This window comes from Bradyrhizobium manausense, from assembly GCF_018129685.1.
Taxonomy (GTDB): domain Bacteria; phylum Pseudomonadota; class Alphaproteobacteria; order Rhizobiales; family Xanthobacteraceae; genus Bradyrhizobium; species Bradyrhizobium manausense_D.
On sequence record NZ_JAFCLG010000001.1, the window covers coordinates 779580 to 795543 of the forward strand.

At 64.2% G+C, this 15964-nt stretch carries 25 protein-coding genes; 12 read left to right on the forward strand and 13 right to left on the reverse strand.

The features are described from left to right. Window positions 1-18 precede the first annotated feature (18 nt). Entirely contained in the window at window positions 19-672 is a 654-nt protein-coding gene (locus tag JQ621_RS03775) for a cell envelope biogenesis protein TolA (protein ID WP_212233054.1), read from the reverse strand. A gap of 50 nt (window positions 673-722) precedes the next feature. Then, window positions 723-1232, reverse strand: coding sequence for a GDSL-type esterase/lipase family protein (locus tag JQ621_RS03780; RefSeq protein WP_212233055.1), 510 nt, complete (start codon window positions 1230-1232; stop codon window positions 723-725). Between the two features lie 142 nt (window positions 1233-1374). Here JQ621_RS03780 and JQ621_RS03785 point away from each other — a divergent pair, with 142 nt between their 5' ends. Continuing rightward, entirely contained in the window at window positions 1375-2238 is an 864-nt protein-coding gene (locus JQ621_RS03785) for a nitroreductase family protein (protein ID WP_212233056.1), read from the forward strand. Between the two features lie 80 nt (window positions 2239-2318). Here JQ621_RS03785 and JQ621_RS03790 read toward each other — a convergent pair whose 3' ends face one another. Beyond that, a complete protein-coding gene (locus tag JQ621_RS03790; protein WP_212233057.1) occupies window positions 2319-2594 on the reverse strand; it encodes a hypothetical protein in 276 nt (91 codons plus the stop codon). Between the two features lie 164 nt (window positions 2595-2758). On the opposite strand from JQ621_RS03790, the gene JQ621_RS03795 reads away from it, so the two are divergent. Continuing rightward, window positions 2759-2977 carry a hypothetical protein gene (locus tag JQ621_RS03795; RefSeq protein ID WP_249124638.1) on the forward strand — a complete coding sequence of 73 codons (219 nt, stop codon included), beginning with the start codon at window positions 2759-2761 and terminating at the stop codon, window positions 2975-2977. Between the two features lie 38 nt (window positions 2978-3015). On the opposite strand, the gene JQ621_RS03800 is transcribed toward JQ621_RS03795, so the two are convergent. Next, window positions 3016-3843 carry an FkbM family methyltransferase gene (locus JQ621_RS03800; protein ID WP_212233058.1) on the reverse strand — a complete coding sequence of 276 codons (828 nt, stop codon included), beginning with the start codon at window positions 3841-3843 and terminating at the stop codon, window positions 3016-3018. 403 nt (window positions 3844-4246) lie between these two features. Between JQ621_RS03800 and JQ621_RS03805 the strand changes: the two genes are divergently transcribed. The 3 genes from JQ621_RS03805 to JQ621_RS03815 all read left to right on the forward strand — a co-directional run bounded on the left by JQ621_RS03805 (window position 4247) and on the right by JQ621_RS03815 (window position 6392). Then, window positions 4247-4699, forward strand: a complete 453-nt coding sequence (locus tag JQ621_RS03805) for a hypothetical protein (protein WP_212233059.1) — start codon at window positions 4247-4249, stop codon at window positions 4697-4699. 59 nt (window positions 4700-4758) lie between these two features. Beyond that, on the forward strand, window positions 4759-5412 hold the full coding sequence (locus JQ621_RS03810; protein ID WP_212233060.1) for a hypothetical protein: 654 nt from the start codon (window positions 4759-4761) through the stop codon (window positions 5410-5412). Window positions 5413-5558: 146 nt separating this feature from the next. Next, window positions 5559-6392, forward strand: coding sequence for a PhzF family phenazine biosynthesis protein (locus tag JQ621_RS03815; RefSeq protein WP_212233061.1), 834 nt, complete (start codon window positions 5559-5561; stop codon window positions 6390-6392). A 13-nt stretch (window positions 6393-6405) separates the two neighbouring features. On the opposite strand, the gene JQ621_RS03820 is transcribed toward JQ621_RS03815, so the two are convergent. Continuing rightward, window positions 6406-6765 (reverse strand): c-type cytochrome, encoded by a 360-nt coding sequence (locus JQ621_RS03820; protein WP_212233062.1) that lies wholly within the window; start codon window positions 6763-6765, stop codon window positions 6406-6408. Between the two features lie 134 nt (window positions 6766-6899). On the opposite strand from JQ621_RS03820, the gene JQ621_RS03825 reads away from it, so the two are divergent. The 3 genes from JQ621_RS03825 (at window position 6900) to JQ621_RS03835 (ending at window position 7980) form a co-directional block, all read left to right on the forward strand. Further along, window positions 6900-7073 carry a hypothetical protein gene (locus JQ621_RS03825; RefSeq protein WP_212233063.1) on the forward strand — a complete coding sequence of 58 codons (174 nt, stop codon included), beginning with the start codon at window positions 6900-6902 and terminating at the stop codon, window positions 7071-7073. Window positions 7074-7118: 45 nt separating this feature from the next. Beyond that, window positions 7119-7469, forward strand: a complete 351-nt coding sequence (locus tag JQ621_RS03830) for a zinc ribbon domain-containing protein YjdM (protein ID WP_212233064.1) — start codon at window positions 7119-7121, stop codon at window positions 7467-7469. 262 nt (window positions 7470-7731) lie between these two features. After that, window positions 7732-7980 (forward strand): hypothetical protein, encoded by a 249-nt coding sequence (locus tag JQ621_RS03835; RefSeq protein ID WP_212233065.1) that lies wholly within the window; start codon window positions 7732-7734, stop codon window positions 7978-7980. A gap of 17 nt (window positions 7981-7997) precedes the next feature. Here JQ621_RS03835 and JQ621_RS03840 read toward each other — a convergent pair whose 3' ends face one another. From JQ621_RS03840 to JQ621_RS03850, 3 genes are all read right to left on the reverse strand, one after another. After that, entirely contained in the window at window positions 7998-8918 is a 921-nt protein-coding gene (locus JQ621_RS03840; protein WP_212233066.1) for a DMT family transporter, read from the reverse strand. Window positions 8919-9004: 86 nt separating this feature from the next. Further along, window positions 9005-9151: a hypothetical protein gene (locus tag JQ621_RS03845; protein ID WP_212233067.1), complete on the reverse strand. Its 147-nt coding sequence runs from the start codon at window positions 9149-9151 to the stop codon at window positions 9005-9007. Window positions 9152-9406: 255 nt separating this feature from the next. Next, a complete protein-coding gene (locus JQ621_RS03850) occupies window positions 9407-9577 on the reverse strand; it encodes a Flp family type IVb pilin (protein ID WP_212233068.1) in 171 nt (56 codons plus the stop codon). A gap of 307 nt (window positions 9578-9884) precedes the next feature. Here JQ621_RS03850 and JQ621_RS03855 point away from each other — a divergent pair, with 307 nt between their 5' ends. Then, window positions 9885-11222, forward strand: a complete 1338-nt coding sequence (locus JQ621_RS03855; protein WP_212233069.1) for a hypothetical protein — start codon at window positions 9885-9887, stop codon at window positions 11220-11222. An 8-nt stretch (window positions 11223-11230) separates the two neighbouring features. Here JQ621_RS03855 and pdxY read toward each other — a convergent pair whose 3' ends face one another. Together pdxY and JQ621_RS03865 are read right to left on the reverse strand one after the other, a co-directional pair. Further along, window positions 11231-12043 carry a pyridoxal kinase gene (pdxY, locus tag JQ621_RS03860; protein WP_212233070.1) on the reverse strand — a complete coding sequence of 271 codons (813 nt, stop codon included), beginning with the start codon at window positions 12041-12043 and terminating at the stop codon, window positions 11231-11233. A gap of 122 nt (window positions 12044-12165) precedes the next feature. Further along, a complete protein-coding gene (locus tag JQ621_RS03865; protein WP_212233071.1) occupies window positions 12166-12810 on the reverse strand; it encodes a TetR/AcrR family transcriptional regulator in 645 nt (214 codons plus the stop codon). Between the two features lie 96 nt (window positions 12811-12906). Here JQ621_RS03865 and JQ621_RS03870 point away from each other — a divergent pair, with 96 nt between their 5' ends. The 3 genes from JQ621_RS03870 to JQ621_RS03880 all read left to right on the forward strand — a co-directional run bounded on the left by JQ621_RS03870 (window position 12907) and on the right by JQ621_RS03880 (window position 14686). Then, window positions 12907-13572 (forward strand): O-methyltransferase, encoded by a 666-nt coding sequence (locus JQ621_RS03870; protein WP_212233072.1) that lies wholly within the window; start codon window positions 12907-12909, stop codon window positions 13570-13572. 200 nt (window positions 13573-13772) lie between these two features. Next, entirely contained in the window at window positions 13773-14117 is a 345-nt protein-coding gene (locus JQ621_RS03875) for a DMT family transporter (RefSeq protein ID WP_212233073.1), read from the forward strand. After that, window positions 14117-14686, forward strand: a complete 570-nt coding sequence (locus tag JQ621_RS03880) for a TetR/AcrR family transcriptional regulator (RefSeq protein ID WP_212233074.1) — start codon at window positions 14117-14119, stop codon at window positions 14684-14686. The genes JQ621_RS03875 and JQ621_RS03880 overlap by 1 nt, the downstream gene beginning before the upstream one ends. Here JQ621_RS03880 and JQ621_RS03885 read toward each other — a convergent pair whose 3' ends face one another. From JQ621_RS03885 to JQ621_RS03895, 3 genes are all read right to left on the reverse strand, one after another. After that, complete coding sequence (locus tag JQ621_RS03885) at window positions 14687-15043, reverse strand: hypothetical protein (protein WP_212233075.1); 357 nt, start codon at window positions 15041-15043, stop codon at window positions 14687-14689. It abuts the gene before it with no gap. 85 nt (window positions 15044-15128) lie between these two features. Then, window positions 15129-15335: a hypothetical protein gene (locus tag JQ621_RS03890; RefSeq protein WP_212233076.1), complete on the reverse strand. Its 207-nt coding sequence runs from the start codon at window positions 15333-15335 to the stop codon at window positions 15129-15131. Window positions 15336-15557: 222 nt separating this feature from the next. Beyond that, window positions 15558-15836 (reverse strand): hypothetical protein, encoded by a 279-nt coding sequence (locus JQ621_RS03895; protein ID WP_212233077.1) that lies wholly within the window; start codon window positions 15834-15836, stop codon window positions 15558-15560. Window positions 15837-15964 lie beyond the last annotated feature (128 nt).

A 15964-nucleotide genomic window follows, 5' to 3' on the forward strand; every position in this document is an offset into this window, starting at 1 on the left:
TTGGTTCCCCGCGCGCCCCTACTCCCGCGCCCGGCGAACTGCGTCGGCCAGCGTCTTGCGCTGCTTGTCCCAGCGCGCTTCCTCGGCCGCGGCGCGCTCCTCCAGCGCGGCCCGCTCGGCTTCGATCGCGCCTGCCCGCGCCTCGTGGTCCCGCCGCGCCTTCTCCAGCGCCGCCTCGGCGGCCGCGACCGCCTTCTCCCGGCGCGCGCGGTCCCTGGCGCGGGCGGCCTCTTCCTTGCGCCGCGCGGCTTCGCGGCGCTGCTCTTCCTTGGCAAAGGCAGCAGCGGCCGCACGCGCCTGTCGATCGTCGACGTCCGACGTCGCCGCCCGCTTGGCCGAGCTCTTCACTGGCCTCTTGGCCGGACGTTTCTTCGACCTGGCCCTGGATGTCGGCTTGCCCTCGTCCTCACCGAGATCCGTCGGCAAGTCGGAATGCTCGGTGAACGGGCCGTCCGATCCGACCGGCCGCCTGAGCACGACACCGGGCGCCGCCATGGTCGCAGCGACGATGTCGGGATCGTCGGTCTCCCTGGCGATGCCTTGATGGAACAGGTTGGACCTGGCGCCCCAGGCCTCCAGCGCCGCCTTCATCGAGGGCGCGGCGACCGCCTGGTCATAAAAGCCGAGCGAGGTCTGATAGGTCTTCAGCTTTCTCGTCGGCTTTTTTGGCATCTCACCTCACGGCCTGATCTTGCGACTGAGGGCGACAGCGCACAACCCGCCTACCTCACCATCCCCACCACCGCCGCCGCCATCTTCCTGTTGCCCTCGACGCTGAGATGACGCCCGTCGGGACCGACGCTGCCGGGTTGCCGCCAGACCGAGACGTAGGTGCCCCAGACGTCGATGACGCGAATGCCCCGCGCCTTCAGCTGGCTCTTGATGGCGGCGATGTTCGCCATGGCCTGGGCCGGGTTCAAGTTATGCCTGACGTCATTGGCCGGGTTGTCGCAGAGGAGGACGAGCTTCGTGCCGTTGGGGACCGCGCTCGGCGTGCGGGCCAGTGTCTGGTCGGTGGTCTCGCCCCAGACGCCGGCATTGGCGACGTGAACCTGAGACCCCCTGGCGCGCAGCATTCCCTCCAGCACGGCCGGCCACATCTCGGATTCGGCGACGTTGCCGTGGACCGCGCTGTGGCCGAGCGCCACGATCTGCGCGGATGCAGGATTTGCCGCGTTGCAAACGAGCCCCGCGACGACGAGCGCAAAAATGCGGACGTTGAAAAAATTCATGTCAGCCCCCCGGCTTGCTGGATCGCTTCAATAACTCCCGAATGTAGCCTTGACGGAGCGCAACGCAATGCGTCCGACAGCGCTTCCTCGCCCGCGTCTGCCGACCTAGACTAAACATCAACAAGACCGGGAGGATCCTGCCATGACCGAGGGGCCGCTATTCCAGGACATCATCCGCCGCCGTCGCAGCGTGCGGAAATTCGAGCCGGGCCGCAGCGTCGGCCGCGCGGTCCTGGAGCGGATCGTCGATTGCGGCCGCTGGGCGCCGTCGGGCGCGAACGTGCAATGCTGGGATTTCATCGTCGTCGACGATGCCGCCGTCCGCGACAAGGTGCTCGATGTGTTCCTGCGCCAGGCGCAGCGGCTGGTCGATCACGCCAAGGGCTTTCCGGCGGTGAAGAAGACCTATCTCGCCAACACCGTGGCGATCATCCTCGTGCTCGGCGATCCCCGCTGGAAGGTGTGCTTTCCGCAGGCGACCACGCCCGAGTTCGACGCCGAGTACCGCGACAACAACGAGGCGATCTTCTTCTGCTCGTTGGGAGCCGCCATCCAGAACATCCAGCTCGGCGTCACGGCGGAAGGGCTCACCTCCGCCTGGCTCTCCGGCGGCGGCGAGGCCGAGACCAACCGCGAGCTTGCGGAGGTGCTGGGCTATCCCGACTGGATGCGGGCCTATGGCACGATCCCGATCGGCTATCCCGCCGTCGACCAGGACCGTCGCTACCGCCGGCCGCTCGGCCAGCTCCTGCACTGGAACGGCTACCAGGCACGGCAATATCGCCGGCATGCCCAGGTCGATTTCTACGAGAGCACTTTGCGCCCCTTCGCGATGTATCGCGACCAGGAATCCATGGATTCCTGGCCGGATCGCGACGAGATGCTCGGAGAATGGACGAGCGCGTTCACCGGCCCCGTCAGCAACCCGGCGCAAACCCTTGAAGGCGAAGCCGACTTCTCGCATCCGCGGGTGATCGGCCAGGCCACCAAGCGCCGCCGCGGATGACGGTCACGCGGCGTCGCCGCCATCACGCGGACCCGGATCAGCCGGGGCGGTGGAAGCGACGAATCGCAGCTTGTCGATGGCTACCACCAATACGGCCAGCGCCATCCTTCATAGCGAATGTAGGACGGCACGAACGGCGGACCGTTGGGGTCGACGCGGTCGTCCTCGGGACGATAGCGATAGCGCGGAACCACATTGTAATCCCACGGCGTCGGCCGCAGCACGGGCGCGGTGACGATGAGCCGCTCCTGCGGTGCGCGAACGACGACGACCTTCCGTGTCCGCGCTTCGGCGCCGGATGATCCAAGCAGCACCAGGGCCGTTCCGAGCGCGCAGGCGAGAGTCGTGATTTTCATGTGTTGGCCTCCATTCGGCAAAGAGTGCTCAAGGATGCACGGCCAGGCAAGCACATTTCGCTCGGGCGCCGCCCGGATGACCGCTTCTTGAATGATCGCCGCTGCAGCATTGTCCCTGAACTTTTTTGGCGCCCAGCCGTTCTCTGTGCCAATGGAGAACGGAGATGATGGTGTTTGATTTGCGGGCTTTGGTGATCGCGGCGAGTTTGATCCTGGCGTCTATCGCGGTGGCCGCGGCCGAGGGCGCGCAGGATCAGCATGCGAGGCCGGCCGCGAGCGCGAGTGACCATGTTGGCGAGAGCCATCCGATCCGCGTCATACTGCCGGCCCCCTGGGAGCCCGCCCCCGCCTCGTCAGGCACGCAGACGATGGTGCAGAAGTAGGCGCTAGACGGGATGCGCCTTCATTCCCCGCGTCGTCATCAAGCCGCGTGGGGCTGCTGGCCGGCGCCTTGCGGGGCGGCGTTGATGTCCCTCAGGCACACATCGCTTTGATGGATGGCCAGAATGTTGATGCCGAGCGTCATCAACTGGTAGCCGGCATCGACGAGCCATTGCTCGAGCTGCGGCAAATCGGTCTTGATCTTCTCGATCAGCAGGATCGGACGATACTTTGCGATCGTCTCGCGCGCGCCGGCAAGGGCCTCCATCTCCATGCCCTCGATGTCGATCTTGACGAAATCGACCCGCGGCAGGCCGAGCTCGTCCAGCGTCATCTTGCGCACGAGCACGGTATTGTTGGCGTAGTCGATCTGCTGACCGATGAATTCGTTGCTCGGGCGCGGGCGCAATTCCAGGCTGCCGAAGCTCGACGGCGTGAAATAGTCCGGATTTGGAATTTGCAGCGTACCCTGCTCGGACGACACGGCCGCATGCACGGCCAGCGCATTGAAGCAGTTGTTGATGGCGATGTTACCGGCGAGCGCATAATAGATGCGTTCCTGCGCCTCGATCGCGATCACCGAGCCCCAGCCGGTCATTGCCGACGCCCATTCGATCGTGTGCACGCCGATATTGGCGCCGCAATCGATGGCGATCACGCCGTCGCCGTGGTGCTTGCGTCGCAGCGCCAGCAGTTCTAGCGCGATCTTGACCTCACCGGGATCGAAGGCGGCCGTGTTGAGGATCTGATAGCCCACACCGTAACCACGATCAGGGCCGACCATGCGATAGTCAAATCGATTGACGATCATCGTGCCGTGGTTCGACGAGGCCATGACAAAGGCCAGCTTTTGTCCCGCGATCGGCATGGTGGAATCTCCTCGAGCCCAAAGTGGATTTCAGCATCGCAACGGGCGCTTATGCGGGGCTTGTCCCCAGCTCTTGTCGTCGCAGCTTTCTGGCGTCCAGGCTCTTGACGTCCAGGCTGTTTGGCGTCCCGGCTGCGGTCGTTCCCATCCCGACCATTCCGTACGGCGATACCGTGCCCGAACGATCCCGGAAACGTGAAGACCAATCGGAGCCGCATCGTGAACCGGCGGCGCCCTCGCACGCCATAGATGCAGATGGGCATATTGCTTCCTGAAGGCGCCGCCCTCCAAGGTTGCAGACGTTGCTGGACACGGGTCGCCCAACGGCAGGCTGTCCATCTGAGCTGATTGATCGATTTTGCGCGTTTGCCGCCAAAACTCATTTGCTCATGGAGGGATCGCCATGCGTGCGAAAATGCTTGCTGCTTCCATTCTCTGCGTCGTTTGCGCCTCCGCAACGGCGGCCCATGCCGCGCCATCTCCGCGAACGGTTTGGGTCGTCCTGGAAGAAATCGCGCCCTGGGCTTTCAAGCGTGCGGTTCCAGAGGTCGAGCGGCTCGCGACGACGCCGACCCTGCGGACGCTGGAGACCGCGCCGTTGACGCGGCCGCTGGGCGGGTATCACAATCCGTACGAAACACCGGGCCTCGGCCAGTCGAACGAGTTCGTCCGTTCACTTCCCCTTCCCAGGCACGATTTGAATTTGTCTGCGCCAACCCAGGATGCCGCAGCTCCGGCCACGACCGACCAAACCAGCAAGGCCGGAACCGTGGGCACCACATTGGGCACTGGCACCGTTGCCGGCGGCGGATCGACCTACTGCTTCATCTTCGACAAGTGTACGGGCAAACACTGAGCACAAGACCGGCAACCGAACGTACCTCATGACGATCTCCCACCGCATGAGACACTGAAATGGCGGATTGGGGCTGGAACCTGATCTACGTCACCGGTGCAGCCATCGTCGCGTTTCTGACGGCAAGCCGCTTGAGAAAGCAGCATGCCAGCGAACTCTATTTGATCTGGTACATCAATTCCCTCTTCTTTCTGCTTTTCCTTGCGCTGGAAATCGTCGCGGCAAAGAACAATGCCCGCCTTCACGCGGTCTGTACGCCCTATGAGGCGACATGCGCAGCTGTTGTCGATTATCTCACGAACGCCAAGAACGAATTGATTCTCATCGGCGCCATCGTCGGCGTCTTTATCGGTCCCCAATTGCTGACATATCTGCTTGCCGGGATATCCGGGGCGGCCATCGCACCGAAGTTCGTCTGGCATATCGAACAGTTCGTGGTCTGGAGCTTGATCAAGTTCATTGCAGCTCTGGCCGGCATTCGAAGCGCGACGCCGTTCGCGAAGCTGCTGACCCACCAGGCGGTCGAAATTGTCGAGTTTCTTCCGGGCCTCATTTTGATCGCGACAGCATTTGGTTGGGCCGGCGTGCACTTCGACCTGCACGCGCAGCGGGACGCAGTGTCTCGCCAGCTTGTCGGGCCGAAGCCGAGCTGGCCCATCAGGCAAGCTGTCAGGCTTCACAACTACTTTACGCGGAACGCCCGCGAGGGTTAAAGCATGATCCGGAAAAGTGCGAAGCGGTTTTCCGGAAAGATCATGCGCAAACAACAATCTAGAGTGCGATGACGATTCATCCAAATCTCATCGCGCTTTAGTGAGTGTAGATGGGTAACGGGCCGGCCGCCGGACAGGATCGCATCATGACAGTTCTCCCTATCGCCGCCTTCTCCGACGGTAACACCGGCGGCAATCCCGCCGGCGTCTGGATCGGCGACGCCCTGCCCGATGCCGCGACGATGCAGACGATCGCGGCTGACGTCGGCTTCTCCGAGACAGCCTTTGCAGCCCCCGCAGGCGAGGCCTGGCGCGTGCGTTACTTTTCGCCAGCGATGGAGGTGCCGTTTTGCGGCCACGCCACCATCGCGCTTGGTGCGGCGCTCGCTCACCGCTTCGGCGATCGCACCTTCGAGCTGCATCTGAACCATGCCGTCATTTCCGTGTCGGGCCAGCGCAGCGGCAACACCATGGCAGCCGCGTTGCAATCGCCGCCGACGCGCAGCACTCCGCTCGCTGCCGGCTTGCGCGATGCGCTGCTGGATCTGTTCGGCTATGCGAGCTCGGATCTCGATCCAAAGCTCCCGCCGGCGAGGATTCACGCCGGCGCCGACCATGCCCTGCTGGCGTTGACGTCGCGCCAGGCGCTGGCGCGCATGGCCTATGATTTCGAGCGCGGCCGCACCTTGATGGCGCGCGAGGGCCTCGTCACCGTCGCGCTGGTGACATCGCAGACGCCGCGCCTGTTCCATGCGCGCAACGCCTTTGCCGCCGGCGGCGTGGTCGAGGACCCCGCCACGGGTGCAGCGGCGGCTGCGTTCGCAGGCTATTTGCGCGATATTGGCTGGCCCCATGGCGGCGCCATCGACATCGTCCAGGGCGAGGACATGGGCGCACGCTCGCTGATCCGCGCCGAGATCGGCGAAACGAAAGGCAGCTCGATCCGGGTCTCGGGCACCGCGCGGTTCATGGAAGGCTGACGCGACTGCGTCATCAATTGCGTTGCAGGCTCAGGATATAGTCCGAGAGCACCTCGGCCTGAGCGGGTGCGATGATGAGATTCGGCATGTCCTGATGACTGGTCCTCCAGAACACCTTCAGCGAGAGCGCGGTGGTGCCCGTGCGGTCGGCGACGGCCTGGAAGCTGGGAGCGAGATCGAAGAAACCGGCCATGCCCGGTTCGACGGCGTGACACGACTGGCACCAGGCCTGCGCGAGGCGATGTCCTTCAGCGATCCTGCGCAAGGAAGGGGGAGAGGCGCCGGCGGCCGTGTGAACGACACTGAAGAGAAACAGCGCCGACAGCGCGATCAGGATGGCGAGACCGAGGTAAATTCGATCGCTGCGCGACATCGCTCCGACCTCGCCTTCGTCCCGGGGACTTGCTAAGTCTAGGTCCGCTCGCTCGGAGCACAATTGATCTGCGTCAAGCGACGGGCGCGACACGCGTAGCAAGGGATGCGGCGCAATCTTCCGGAAGGATCACCATGAACGGCAACAGGTATTACGGCGTCCGCGTCGAGGGCGCGAAATACGGCGTGGGCTTTGGCTCGGCGCTCGCCATTGCGATCTCCTACACCAACAACCACTCGATTCTCTGGGCGATCATCCACGGGATCCTGGGCTGGTTCTACGTGATCTTCGTCGCGTTGTTTCGCTGACGCCCCGCGACCTTCGCCGCTCTGTTTTCGAGATCGAGACTCAATATGACCGACGCCGCCACATGCCCGAATTGCCAGTCGCCGCATGCCTACCAGGATCGCGATCTCTGGGTCTGTCCCGAATGCGCCCATGAATGGAGCGCTGCGGGCGATGCGGCCGCGCCAGCGCCGCAGGAGGCCGGCGTGCGCGATGCCCATGGCAATATGCTCGCCGACGGCGACAGCGTCATCGTGATGAAGGACCTCAAGGTCAAGGGCTCGTCCTCGGTCGTCAAGGGCGGCACCAAGGTCCGCAACATCCGTCTCCAGGACGCAACCGACGGCCACAACATCGCCTGCAAGATCGACGGCATCGGCGCCATGAACCTGAAATCGGAGTTCGTGAAAAAGGCGTGAGGCTCCGGATGGATACACCAAGTTGAACGCCCGCGGGGCTGGTCCTGCGCACCTGTCCACCCTGCCATCCTACGCCTGTTTTGCCCGACGGAGCAAGCTGATTTCGGCAAGACCGAAAACACTGATATCTTTCAGACCAATCCCTACTGTGCATGGGGTTGTTTTGGCGATGCTGAGCAACGAGCAGCTTCGCGAACCGACCGGACCCGGCTAGGATGAGGCCCGAGGGCACGCAGCCAGCTGCATCATGAGGGACACGTCCATGTCGAAGAAGCCGTCACTCGACCACGACTATCGTCCGAAGAAGGATCGCCTCGAGATCACGATCAAGCACTACGCCCTCGAGAAGAAGTCCGACCGGGACAAGCTGATCAAGCACATCCTGAGCAGGCTCGAGAAGGCGCCCGCGCTCGCAAAGGCAAAGACGAAGAAGGCCAGGCAGAAGGCCAAGAGCGGCAAGCTGCCGAAATCTCCGATGAGGGGATCGCGGCCGGCCGAGGTCGGCGACTGACGCGAAGGCAAGCAGCCCTACCTCTGCCGCTGCGCGAGGTAGAAGCCGCACAGCACGATCGCCAGACCTGCCGCCTGCAACGATGTCGGCGGCTCGCCGAGCAGCAGCCACCCGGTCAGCAGCGTCAACGCCGGCACGCAGGCCGGAAACACCGCCGCGCGGGCGACGCCGAGGCGCTGCACCGAGACGGCGAACAGATAGAGCGCGGCGGGCCCGGCAAGCACGCCCTGCGCCAGCGCCTGGATCGCGTTCTCGGCGATGCCGATCGCGGCGATGTGGGCGATACCGACGGTTGCGATGTAGATCGGCAACAGCAGCAGCGACAGCACGTTGATGACGAGCGCGGCCGACACCGCCGAGACGCGCCAGTGGCGCACGAGTGCGCCGAAACCTGCGAACATCAAACCGGTCAGCACGAAGATCAAATCGCCTTGCACGCCGTCGATGCCGATATGGCCGATCGATTCCGCCCCGATCACGCCGAGCCCGCCGACGATCACGATCGCGCCCGCGAGCCGCGAGGCGGAGATCCACTCTTTCAGGAACAGCGCGGCCAGCAACAGGCCGCCGAGCGTCGCACAGGACGGCTGGATCACGCTGCCATGGCCGAGCGGCACGAACAGGAACCCGGTGTAGGAGATCAGCGACATCACGGGGCCGCCGAGCACCATCAGGGCAAGACCCCGGCTCCAGCCGATGCCGCAGAGATCGGAGATGCCGGCGCGCAAGACCAGCGGCAGGAAGGCGACCCCCGACCAGACGTAGCGATGCACCAGAAGATCGACCGGCGTGAAGCCGACCTTCAACCCGTGCCGCGTACCGGCAAAACCGAGCGCCCAGAACAACGCAGCCGACAGCCCGCAGACGACGCCAAGCAGCGCCTGCGTCCTGTCGTTCGCCTGAGTGAGAGCGTCAGCGCCGCTCGTCCGCTGATCCATGGGGCAAGCGGTACGTCAGCCGATGCGGCGGCTCAACCCACGGCGATGCAGGGCAGGCACGCGGGGACGCACGAATTTGACTGCGCTCAGAAAAAGCCGGGACTCAGGTCGAGCCCGTAGGTCAGGCTCAGCACGAACACGAACAGCGCGGCCGCTGCAAACATCGCGAGATGCCGGAGGATGAACTCACGCGGCGAATTGGCGGCAACAACGGCTTTCTGCGCAACGGGCATGACAACTCCATTATGAAAATGATTCTTGGCCACCGATATGCGGCGCCCGCATCAAGCGCCGCGATCTGCAAAACAACTATTAAGGAGATCACACTCGTTTTGAACGGCCGTCCACAAATCGCTCCCGTCGGGCATTTTTCTGCTGAAGGATTCTCATCGAGCGCACCGACGCGCAGCAGGAGATCGAACACGCGCGCAAGGGAGATATAGAAATGGCCGGGACAAGCCCGGCCATGACGTCGCGTCAGGCGCGCTCTATTTCAGCGCCGTCGCCAGCGATTGCAGCTTCGCGACCAGGTTGGTGCCGAGTGCATAAATCACTTCGATGATCGCGAGCGCGATGCCCGCGGCGATCAGGCCGTATTCGATCGCGGTTGCGCCGGTTTCATCGGCCAGGAATTCACTCAAGAGGCATTTCAATTTCACAAGCTTGTCCTTCCCAGATCAACCGGACGTTGCCGGCTCACGAGCAATGCCCCATGACAATCCAAGATTGAGTAAACCCGGATTGTTCAATTTATTGAGCACATCGCGCGGATTCTGCCTGCTTTTCCCGATGGAGCGTTCTGGGACATCGCGGGAACCGCCAGTTGCATTTCCGCAACACCGGCTTGAAAAGCCCATTATGGGAGGTTTGCGCCATTGCGCCGCCACATCGTCCCCCGAACAATTGACGCGCCGCGTGCTTGGCTGTGCAATCTGGTTCCTTCGCGAACCTTGGAGGCAGGGATCAATGAATGATCGGCGGTCTCTTCTTGTGGCGGTCTCTTGCCCCTCGGCCGTGATGGTCGGCTGGCTGGCACTGTCTCTGTCTGCTTATGCCCCGGCCTTGATCGAGAACAGCGGCGCCAATGCAGCCGCTGTCACCCGCGCGAAAGATCTCACCCGTCTCGACCTCGCCGACATTCCGCGCGCCGCGACGATCGACGATGGCATCGCCCTGACCGCCGACATCGCCGCCGCCGCTGCGACGCCTGGTATCGCGATGGTCGAAGCGTCACCGCCTGAAACACCCGCGCCCGTCATCCAGCTGGCATCGGCCGATCCGACCGTGGTGTTGCCGGCGGCTTCGCCGGCGCCGCAGATTGTGCCCGAACCCGCGCCGGTCGCGCAGGAAGCGGCGGCCGTCATCAATGAAGCGGCACCTGTCGTGAGTGAGGCCGCGCCCGCGGCAGAGCCGGCGATCAGGCTCGCCTCCGCCGATCCTGGCGACGTGGTTCCCTCGGACGCGCTCGCGCCCGCAGCGATCGCGACCGGGCCTGTGGCCGTGCGCAAGCCTTCTCCGCCTGCCGACAATGTGGCCGTGCTTGACGAATGCTACGCCATGGACGCGTGCATCGACCGCTATCTCTGGGCGCTCTATCAGCGCACGCCGAAAGAAGACTCGATCAAGGTCGAGGAACGCAGGGCCGTCGCGGTCAAGCGCAAGGGCAAGACGGTCACCGTGATGCGCAGCTTCACAAAGCTTGTCGACGAGGATTTCGCTTGGAAGGATCCGAAGGCCGCTGAGCACGCCAACATGGCGCTGATGGATTACGTCATCGGAGGCATGGACAAGGGCTTCAAGCAGAAGCTGTTTCGTGCGCTGCTCGCTGCGGAAGCCGCCGGTCTCTCGCCGGGCATCACCAGCGCGTTCCGTGACGACTACCGCCAGGAGATCGCAAGCGGCCTGAAGGCCGCCTCCAACCGCTCCTATCATGGCGGCAGCCTTCGCGGCGGCTACGGTCATGGGCTGGCGGCCGACATCGTCAGTACCCAGGGCGACAACCGCGCTCAGCGATGGGCCTCGACGGAAGTGCTGTGGAAGTGGGTCGATGCCAACGGCAAGGCGCTCGGCATCGGCCGCCCGTATCTCGACCACGACCCGCCGCATGTCGGCCCGATCGACGGACCGGAATACATCTCCAAGCGTGGCGTTGCGACCGACCGCAAGGAAGCCGCCAACGCCAAATCGAAGAAGGCGCGGAGCGTCGCCAGCGCCAAACCGCAGAAGGCCCAGGCCGCGCGCGATCAGAAGAGCCCTGCGAAGCCACAGAAAGCGGCGCAATCGACCGCGAAGCGGGCGACGTGAGCCGATTCCTACGCGCCTGACGCCGGCAGCGGCACGAGGCGCATCTCGGCCGATCCTGTTTGCTGGGTGCGAACGAGCACGGCAAAGACGGTCTCGACCGCAAGGCGCACGGCCGCCTCGATCGCAGTGCCCTTGGCGAGATGCGCGGCGATCAGGCCAGTGAGGAGATCGCCGGTGCCATAGGGGCGGATCGGCAAGCGCGGCGTCGCAAAGCGCGACAATTGTCTGCCGGCGCAGAGGATCGTTTCCACCTGCCCGGCCTGCGTGTCCACCAGCGTGCAGCCGGTGGCGACGACGTCGGTCCGGTGCTCCCCCGCCAGCGCCGCCGCCGCAGTGCGCAGGCCCTCGATATCGGCAATCTTGACGCCCGAGAGCAGTTCGAGCTCGAACTGGTTCGGCGTGATCAAATGTGCCGCCGGCAACAGGCGATGTCGCACCACGTCCAGGATTCCATCGGCGACATAGACCCTGCCGTCATCGCCAATCACTGGATCGCAGAGATAGAGCAGCCTGGAACTACGCGACAGCGCACGCTCGACGAAATCGGCGATGACGACGGCGTTGTCGGGCGAGCCGAGATAGCCGGTGACGAGCACTACGGCCTCGTCGACCAGATCCCGCTCCTCGACGCCCCTGAGCAGGTCGGCGACCAATTCGGCGTCCAGCACCCGCCCGCGCAAGGTCGGATAGCGCGGATGGTTCGACAGCAATGTGGTCGGCACGGCGGCGACGTTGACGCCTTCCGCCTGCATGGCGGGGACGGCCGCGCTGTTGCCGACATGGCCGTGGACCACCTGGCTTTGAATGGAAATGACGAGCATGCAGACGTCCGTAGGGTCAAAGGTGTCGCAAGGCGAGCGTGGCCGATCTGTACGAAGGGCACCGCGAGGCTACCCTAGGCCCCCACAGAATTCGAAGCGATATTGGGCTGCAATCACAGATGTCAGGAATGCCTCCCGCGTCGTGCAAGCACATCAAGATAGGCGCAGAACATGTCGGCCAGCCCGTCGGCGTGGCGGGTGATCTCCGCCTCGCTCCGCGATGTCTCCGAGAAGCGCTTGCCAACTTCGGCCAGTGTCGTCCTGATCAGCTCGCCGGCGAGCCCGCGCGTTGCCTCCGGGACCTTTGGCAGCGCCTCGCGCATGAAGGCTGCGACGATGCCCTCGCCCGCCGCCCGCGCTTGCTGTGCCTCGGGCGCATCGCGATAGAGCGGCGCGGCATCGCTGAGCGCGCCGCGGATCGCCGCTTCCTCGCATTCCGAGCGGATGAAGGCGTGGACCAGCGCGCGCAGCCGCGCCGGAGGCGGCCTCGTCCGGTCCGCGAGAATGCCGCGCAGGAGCTCACTCGTGCTTCGCCACTCGTCGCTTTGAAGGCGGAACAGGATCGCCGCCTTGTTTGGAAAATATTGGTAAAGCGAACCCACGCTCACCCCGGCCCGCTCCGCTACGCGCGCGGTGGTGAAGCGCTGGGCTCCTTCCTTCGCCAGAACCTGAACTGCAGCATCCAGAATGGCCGCCACCAACCCGTTGGAGCGGGCTTGCTGCGGCTGTTTTCGTGAGGAAACAGAACGGCTTCGACGACCGGCCATGACGCTCCCGGGGAATGCGAATAGGAAATGCGACGAATTAGTCGTATTTCAGCCCGCACGCAAGCCGCGCCCTGGCGCGAACCCCGGAGACATCAAATGACCACCCCATCCATTACGTCGCTGGCACCGCTGCTCGATCTCCTGTTCGATCAGGACGAAGCAGACCGCGACGTCATGCGCGCCGCCTTCGCCGATGTGACCGACGCCGACCGCGTCAGGATGATGCAGAGCAAGACCGACTACCGCGATCTCTACGCACGCCTGAAGGATGCTCCGCTCGCAGTCTCGCGGGAGACCGGCCACCTGCTCTACATGCTGGCGCGCAGCTCTCGTGCCAAGGCGATCGTCGAGTTCGGCACGTCTTTCGGCATCTCGACCCTGCACCTCGCGGCGGCGCTGCGCGACAACGGCGGCGGCCGCCTCATCACCAGCGAGTTCGAGCCGTCCAAGGCGGCACGGGCGCGCGAAAACCTGGCGGCCGGCGGGCTGATCGACCTCGTCGAAATCCGCGAAGGCGATGCGCTGAAGACATTGAGCGCCGATCTGCCTGACCCGATCGATCTCGTGCTGCTCGACGGCGCCAAGGCACTCTATCCTGAGATCCTCGATCTGGTCGAAGACCACTTGAGGCTGGGCGCGATCATCGTCGCCGATAACGCCGACGACAGCCCCGACTATCTCGCGCGCGTGCGTGCGTCCGGCAGCGCCTACATGTCCCTGCCCTTTGCTGATGACGTCGAGCTCACCGTGCGGATCCACTAGGACCACATCGAGACGCGACGCCTCGGAGCCGCCGCGCGATTCGTCGCGCGGCGGCTCCCATTTGTTGCTCCAAAGCCATCAGGTTTCACCTTGTCGCAGGCACGTCATTCACGCGTGATACCTGCTCCGGGCAAAAGCCATGTTGTGCGTGCTTAACATACCTACCGCGCGGTATCTTCACGCGCCCGCATGAGATCGCCATGACGTCCGCTGTCACCTCCTATGCCGCACTTGCCCTTGCCATCGTGTTCGAGGTGACGGCGTCCGCGTTCCTGCAGCAATCCGCGCAATTCACCCGGCCCTGGCCGACGCTGGCGATGGTGCTGTTCTACGTCGCTTCGTTCTACGCGCTGTCGGTCGCGATCCGGGTCATCCCGTTGAGCATCGCCTACGCGATCTGGGGCGGGGTCGGCATCGTCCTGACCGCCACCGTCTCCTTCGTCCTGTTCCGCCAGATGCTGGACGCCGCAGCTTTCGTCGGGATCGGGCTCATCGTCTCCGGGGTCGTCGTCATCAACCTGTTCTCGCAGACGACGGCGCATTGATGCCGGCAAGCGCCTACAGCCGCGCCAAGCAGCCCGAGCAGGTACGGCGCGCCCTGCTCGATCACGCTGCCGCTATCGCCATGGACCACGGCGTCTCCGGCGTGACCGTGCAGGCGGTGGCAGCGGCCGCGGGCGTTACCAAGGGCGGGCTTTTTCACCATTTTGGAAGCAAGCAGGCGCTGATCGAGGGGCTGTTCGCCGATCTGCTCGCCCGCGTCGATGCCGAGATCGACGCCGCCATCGAAGCGGACCCCAAACCGCGCGGCAGTTTTACGCGCGCCTATGTGAATGCGGTCTTCACTGGCAAAGCCTTCGGCTTCGCCACGCCCTGGGCAGCGCTCAGCATGGTGGTCGTCACCGATCCGTCGCTGCGACGGCTTTGGAACGACTGGATCAAAGCGCGCCTGAAACGGCATCGCGCCACTGACGCAGCGCCCGAACTCCAGATCGTGCGTCTCGCCGCCGACGGCGCCTGGCTGTTCTTCATCACGACGGGACAGACCCGCATCAACGCCGATCTGCGCAGCCTGCACGACCGCCTGATCGCACAGACCTATCGGCGCGGATAGCTAAGATTTGGGCTGCTGGACTTGGTCCGGCTTGGGCTGGTCCGGCTTGGGCGGACGCGGCTTGGATTTCGCTGACTTGGCAGAAGACTTGGGACCAGGCTTTGCCGGAGCAGCCGGCGGCGGCGTATCGACCGACTGCAGATAGGCTGCCAGCGCCTTGGCGGTGTCGGGACCGGCCGAATAATGGTCCTGGAGAAACCAGGACAGCGTCAGGCTCATGCGCCCCTTGGCCAGTCCGCGCGGGCTGCGGTGGCAGGTCGAGCAGCCGTCGGCGAAGAGCTTTTCGGGCGATTTGCCCGCGTCGAGATTTTGCGCGGAGGCCAGCGGCGCCGTCAGCACGACGCCCGCTACAGCCATGCTCCCAAGAATCACCAAAGACGCGATGACCCCGCGCCTCGGTCGAAACGGCAATCTCAATGTCGTCCCCTAGCCCGTGCAGCGATCAGGCCGCCAGCAACTGGTCGAACTCCGGCGGCGCGTAGGCCTTGCCGTCCTGATCGGTAATGACGACCCGCCATCCTTCGCTCGCCCAAACCTTCCCCTTCGCCACGATAAGCAGTCGGCTCTCGCGGGAAAAACTGTACTTCTCATTGTCGCGTTCTGCGACCATTTTATAAGCCAATGCGCATCCCCTGGCGTTGCCCGGCACCCATCCTCGTCGTGACAGCGGCCTTTGGCGTCAATTCGCCGGGAGCATGGCAATTTGGTGCCATCCACGGCGGCATTGTGCACCGGTTCCAGCCGGGCGACCGACGTCATTCATAGGCCGTATCATGAATGCGATTCTGCTTGCCGGGAGCTTGTTCGCCGCCACACCCGGCCTCCGGCCCATCGCCGCCGCGACGGAACCGATAACGCCTGTAATGCGCGCCTAGTGAACGCGGATGATGTGTGGACGGCCAAGATCAATCAAACCCTGCACGGCCGACAGACGGTCGTCCAGGGCGGCAATGGTCAACAACAAATTGTTGCGCCGCTCGTCGAGTAAACCCATCTCGGCGCCGGAGAGCTTCTTGCTCGCCCGTTCCTTGTGGATGCCGTCGAGGGATTTGCGCAAGCCGGCAATCAGGCCGGCGAGTTGCTTGGCCTCTTTGGTCATCGAACGCTTCGCGACATTTTGACGGCGAAACTCCGCCTGGTTCTGCCTCATCTTCATCCTCCCGTGCCCCGCTGCCCCGAGTGGACGCCTACAGCTTTGAATAGACATATTACGATCAATGAAATCTCCCCGCGAAGAACCTTTTCAAATTGTAGGCGCGCGGAACCCGCGCGGGATCC

Excerpts from the sequence above, each read along its gene's own strand:
- JQ621_RS03855 (WP_212233069.1), top strand. The coding sequence starts at position 9,885 with ATGAATGATCGGCGGTCTCTTCTTGTGGCGGTCTCTTGCCCCTCGGCC.
- JQ621_RS03870 (WP_212233072.1), top strand. The coding sequence starts at position 12,907 with ATGACCACCCCATCCATTACGTCGCTGGCACCGCTGCTCGATCTCCTG.
- JQ621_RS03810 (WP_212233060.1), top strand. The coding sequence starts at position 4,759 with ATGGCGGATTGGGGCTGGAACCTGATCTACGTCACCGGTGCAGCCATC.
- JQ621_RS03815 (WP_212233061.1), top strand. The coding sequence starts at position 5,559 with ATGACAGTTCTCCCTATCGCCGCCTTCTCCGACGGTAACACCGGCGGC.
- JQ621_RS03780 (WP_212233055.1), bottom strand. The coding sequence starts at position 1,232 with ATGAATTTTTTCAACGTCCGCATTTTTGCGCTCGTCGTCGCGGGGCTC.
- JQ621_RS03835 (WP_212233065.1), top strand. The coding sequence starts at position 7,732 with ATGTCGAAGAAGCCGTCACTCGACCACGACTATCGTCCGAAGAAGGAT.
- JQ621_RS03785 (WP_212233056.1), top strand. The coding sequence starts at position 1,375 with ATGACCGAGGGGCCGCTATTCCAGGACATCATCCGCCGCCGTCGCAGC.
- JQ621_RS03800 (WP_212233058.1), bottom strand. The coding sequence starts at position 3,843 with ATGCCGATCGCGGGACAAAAGCTGGCCTTTGTCATGGCCTCGTCGAAC.
- JQ621_RS03875 (WP_212233073.1), top strand. The coding sequence starts at position 13,773 with ATGACGTCCGCTGTCACCTCCTATGCCGCACTTGCCCTTGCCATCGTG.
- JQ621_RS03775 (WP_212233054.1), bottom strand. The coding sequence starts at position 672 with ATGCCAAAAAAGCCGACGAGAAAGCTGAAGACCTATCAGACCTCGCTC.
- pdxY (WP_212233070.1), bottom strand. The coding sequence starts at position 12,043 with ATGCTCGTCATTTCCATTCAAAGCCAGGTGGTCCACGGCCATGTCGGC.
- JQ621_RS03805 (WP_212233059.1), top strand. The coding sequence starts at position 4,247 with ATGCGTGCGAAAATGCTTGCTGCTTCCATTCTCTGCGTCGTTTGCGCC.
- JQ621_RS03845 (WP_212233067.1), bottom strand. The coding sequence starts at position 9,151 with ATGCCCGTTGCGCAGAAAGCCGTTGTTGCCGCCAATTCGCCGCGTGAG.
- JQ621_RS03865 (WP_212233071.1), bottom strand. The coding sequence starts at position 12,810 with ATGGCCGGTCGTCGAAGCCGTTCTGTTTCCTCACGAAAACAGCCGCAG.
- JQ621_RS03880 (WP_212233074.1), top strand. The coding sequence starts at position 14,117 with ATGCCGGCAAGCGCCTACAGCCGCGCCAAGCAGCCCGAGCAGGTACGG.
- JQ621_RS03820 (WP_212233062.1), bottom strand. The coding sequence starts at position 6,765 with ATGTCGCGCAGCGATCGAATTTACCTCGGTCTCGCCATCCTGATCGCG.
- JQ621_RS03830 (WP_212233064.1), top strand. The coding sequence starts at position 7,119 with ATGACCGACGCCGCCACATGCCCGAATTGCCAGTCGCCGCATGCCTAC.
- JQ621_RS03840 (WP_212233066.1), bottom strand. The coding sequence starts at position 8,918 with ATGGATCAGCGGACGAGCGGCGCTGACGCTCTCACTCAGGCGAACGAC.
- JQ621_RS03885 (WP_212233075.1), bottom strand. The coding sequence starts at position 15,043 with ATGGCTGTAGCGGGCGTCGTGCTGACGGCGCCGCTGGCCTCCGCGCAA.
- JQ621_RS03895 (WP_212233077.1), bottom strand. The coding sequence starts at position 15,836 with ATGAGGCAGAACCAGGCGGAGTTTCGCCGTCAAAATGTCGCGAAGCGT.
- JQ621_RS03795 (WP_249124638.1), top strand. The coding sequence starts at position 2,759 with ATGATGGTGTTTGATTTGCGGGCTTTGGTGATCGCGGCGAGTTTGATC.
- JQ621_RS03825 (WP_212233063.1), top strand. The coding sequence starts at position 6,900 with ATGAACGGCAACAGGTATTACGGCGTCCGCGTCGAGGGCGCGAAATAC.
- JQ621_RS03790 (WP_212233057.1), bottom strand. The coding sequence starts at position 2,594 with ATGAAAATCACGACTCTCGCCTGCGCGCTCGGAACGGCCCTGGTGCTG.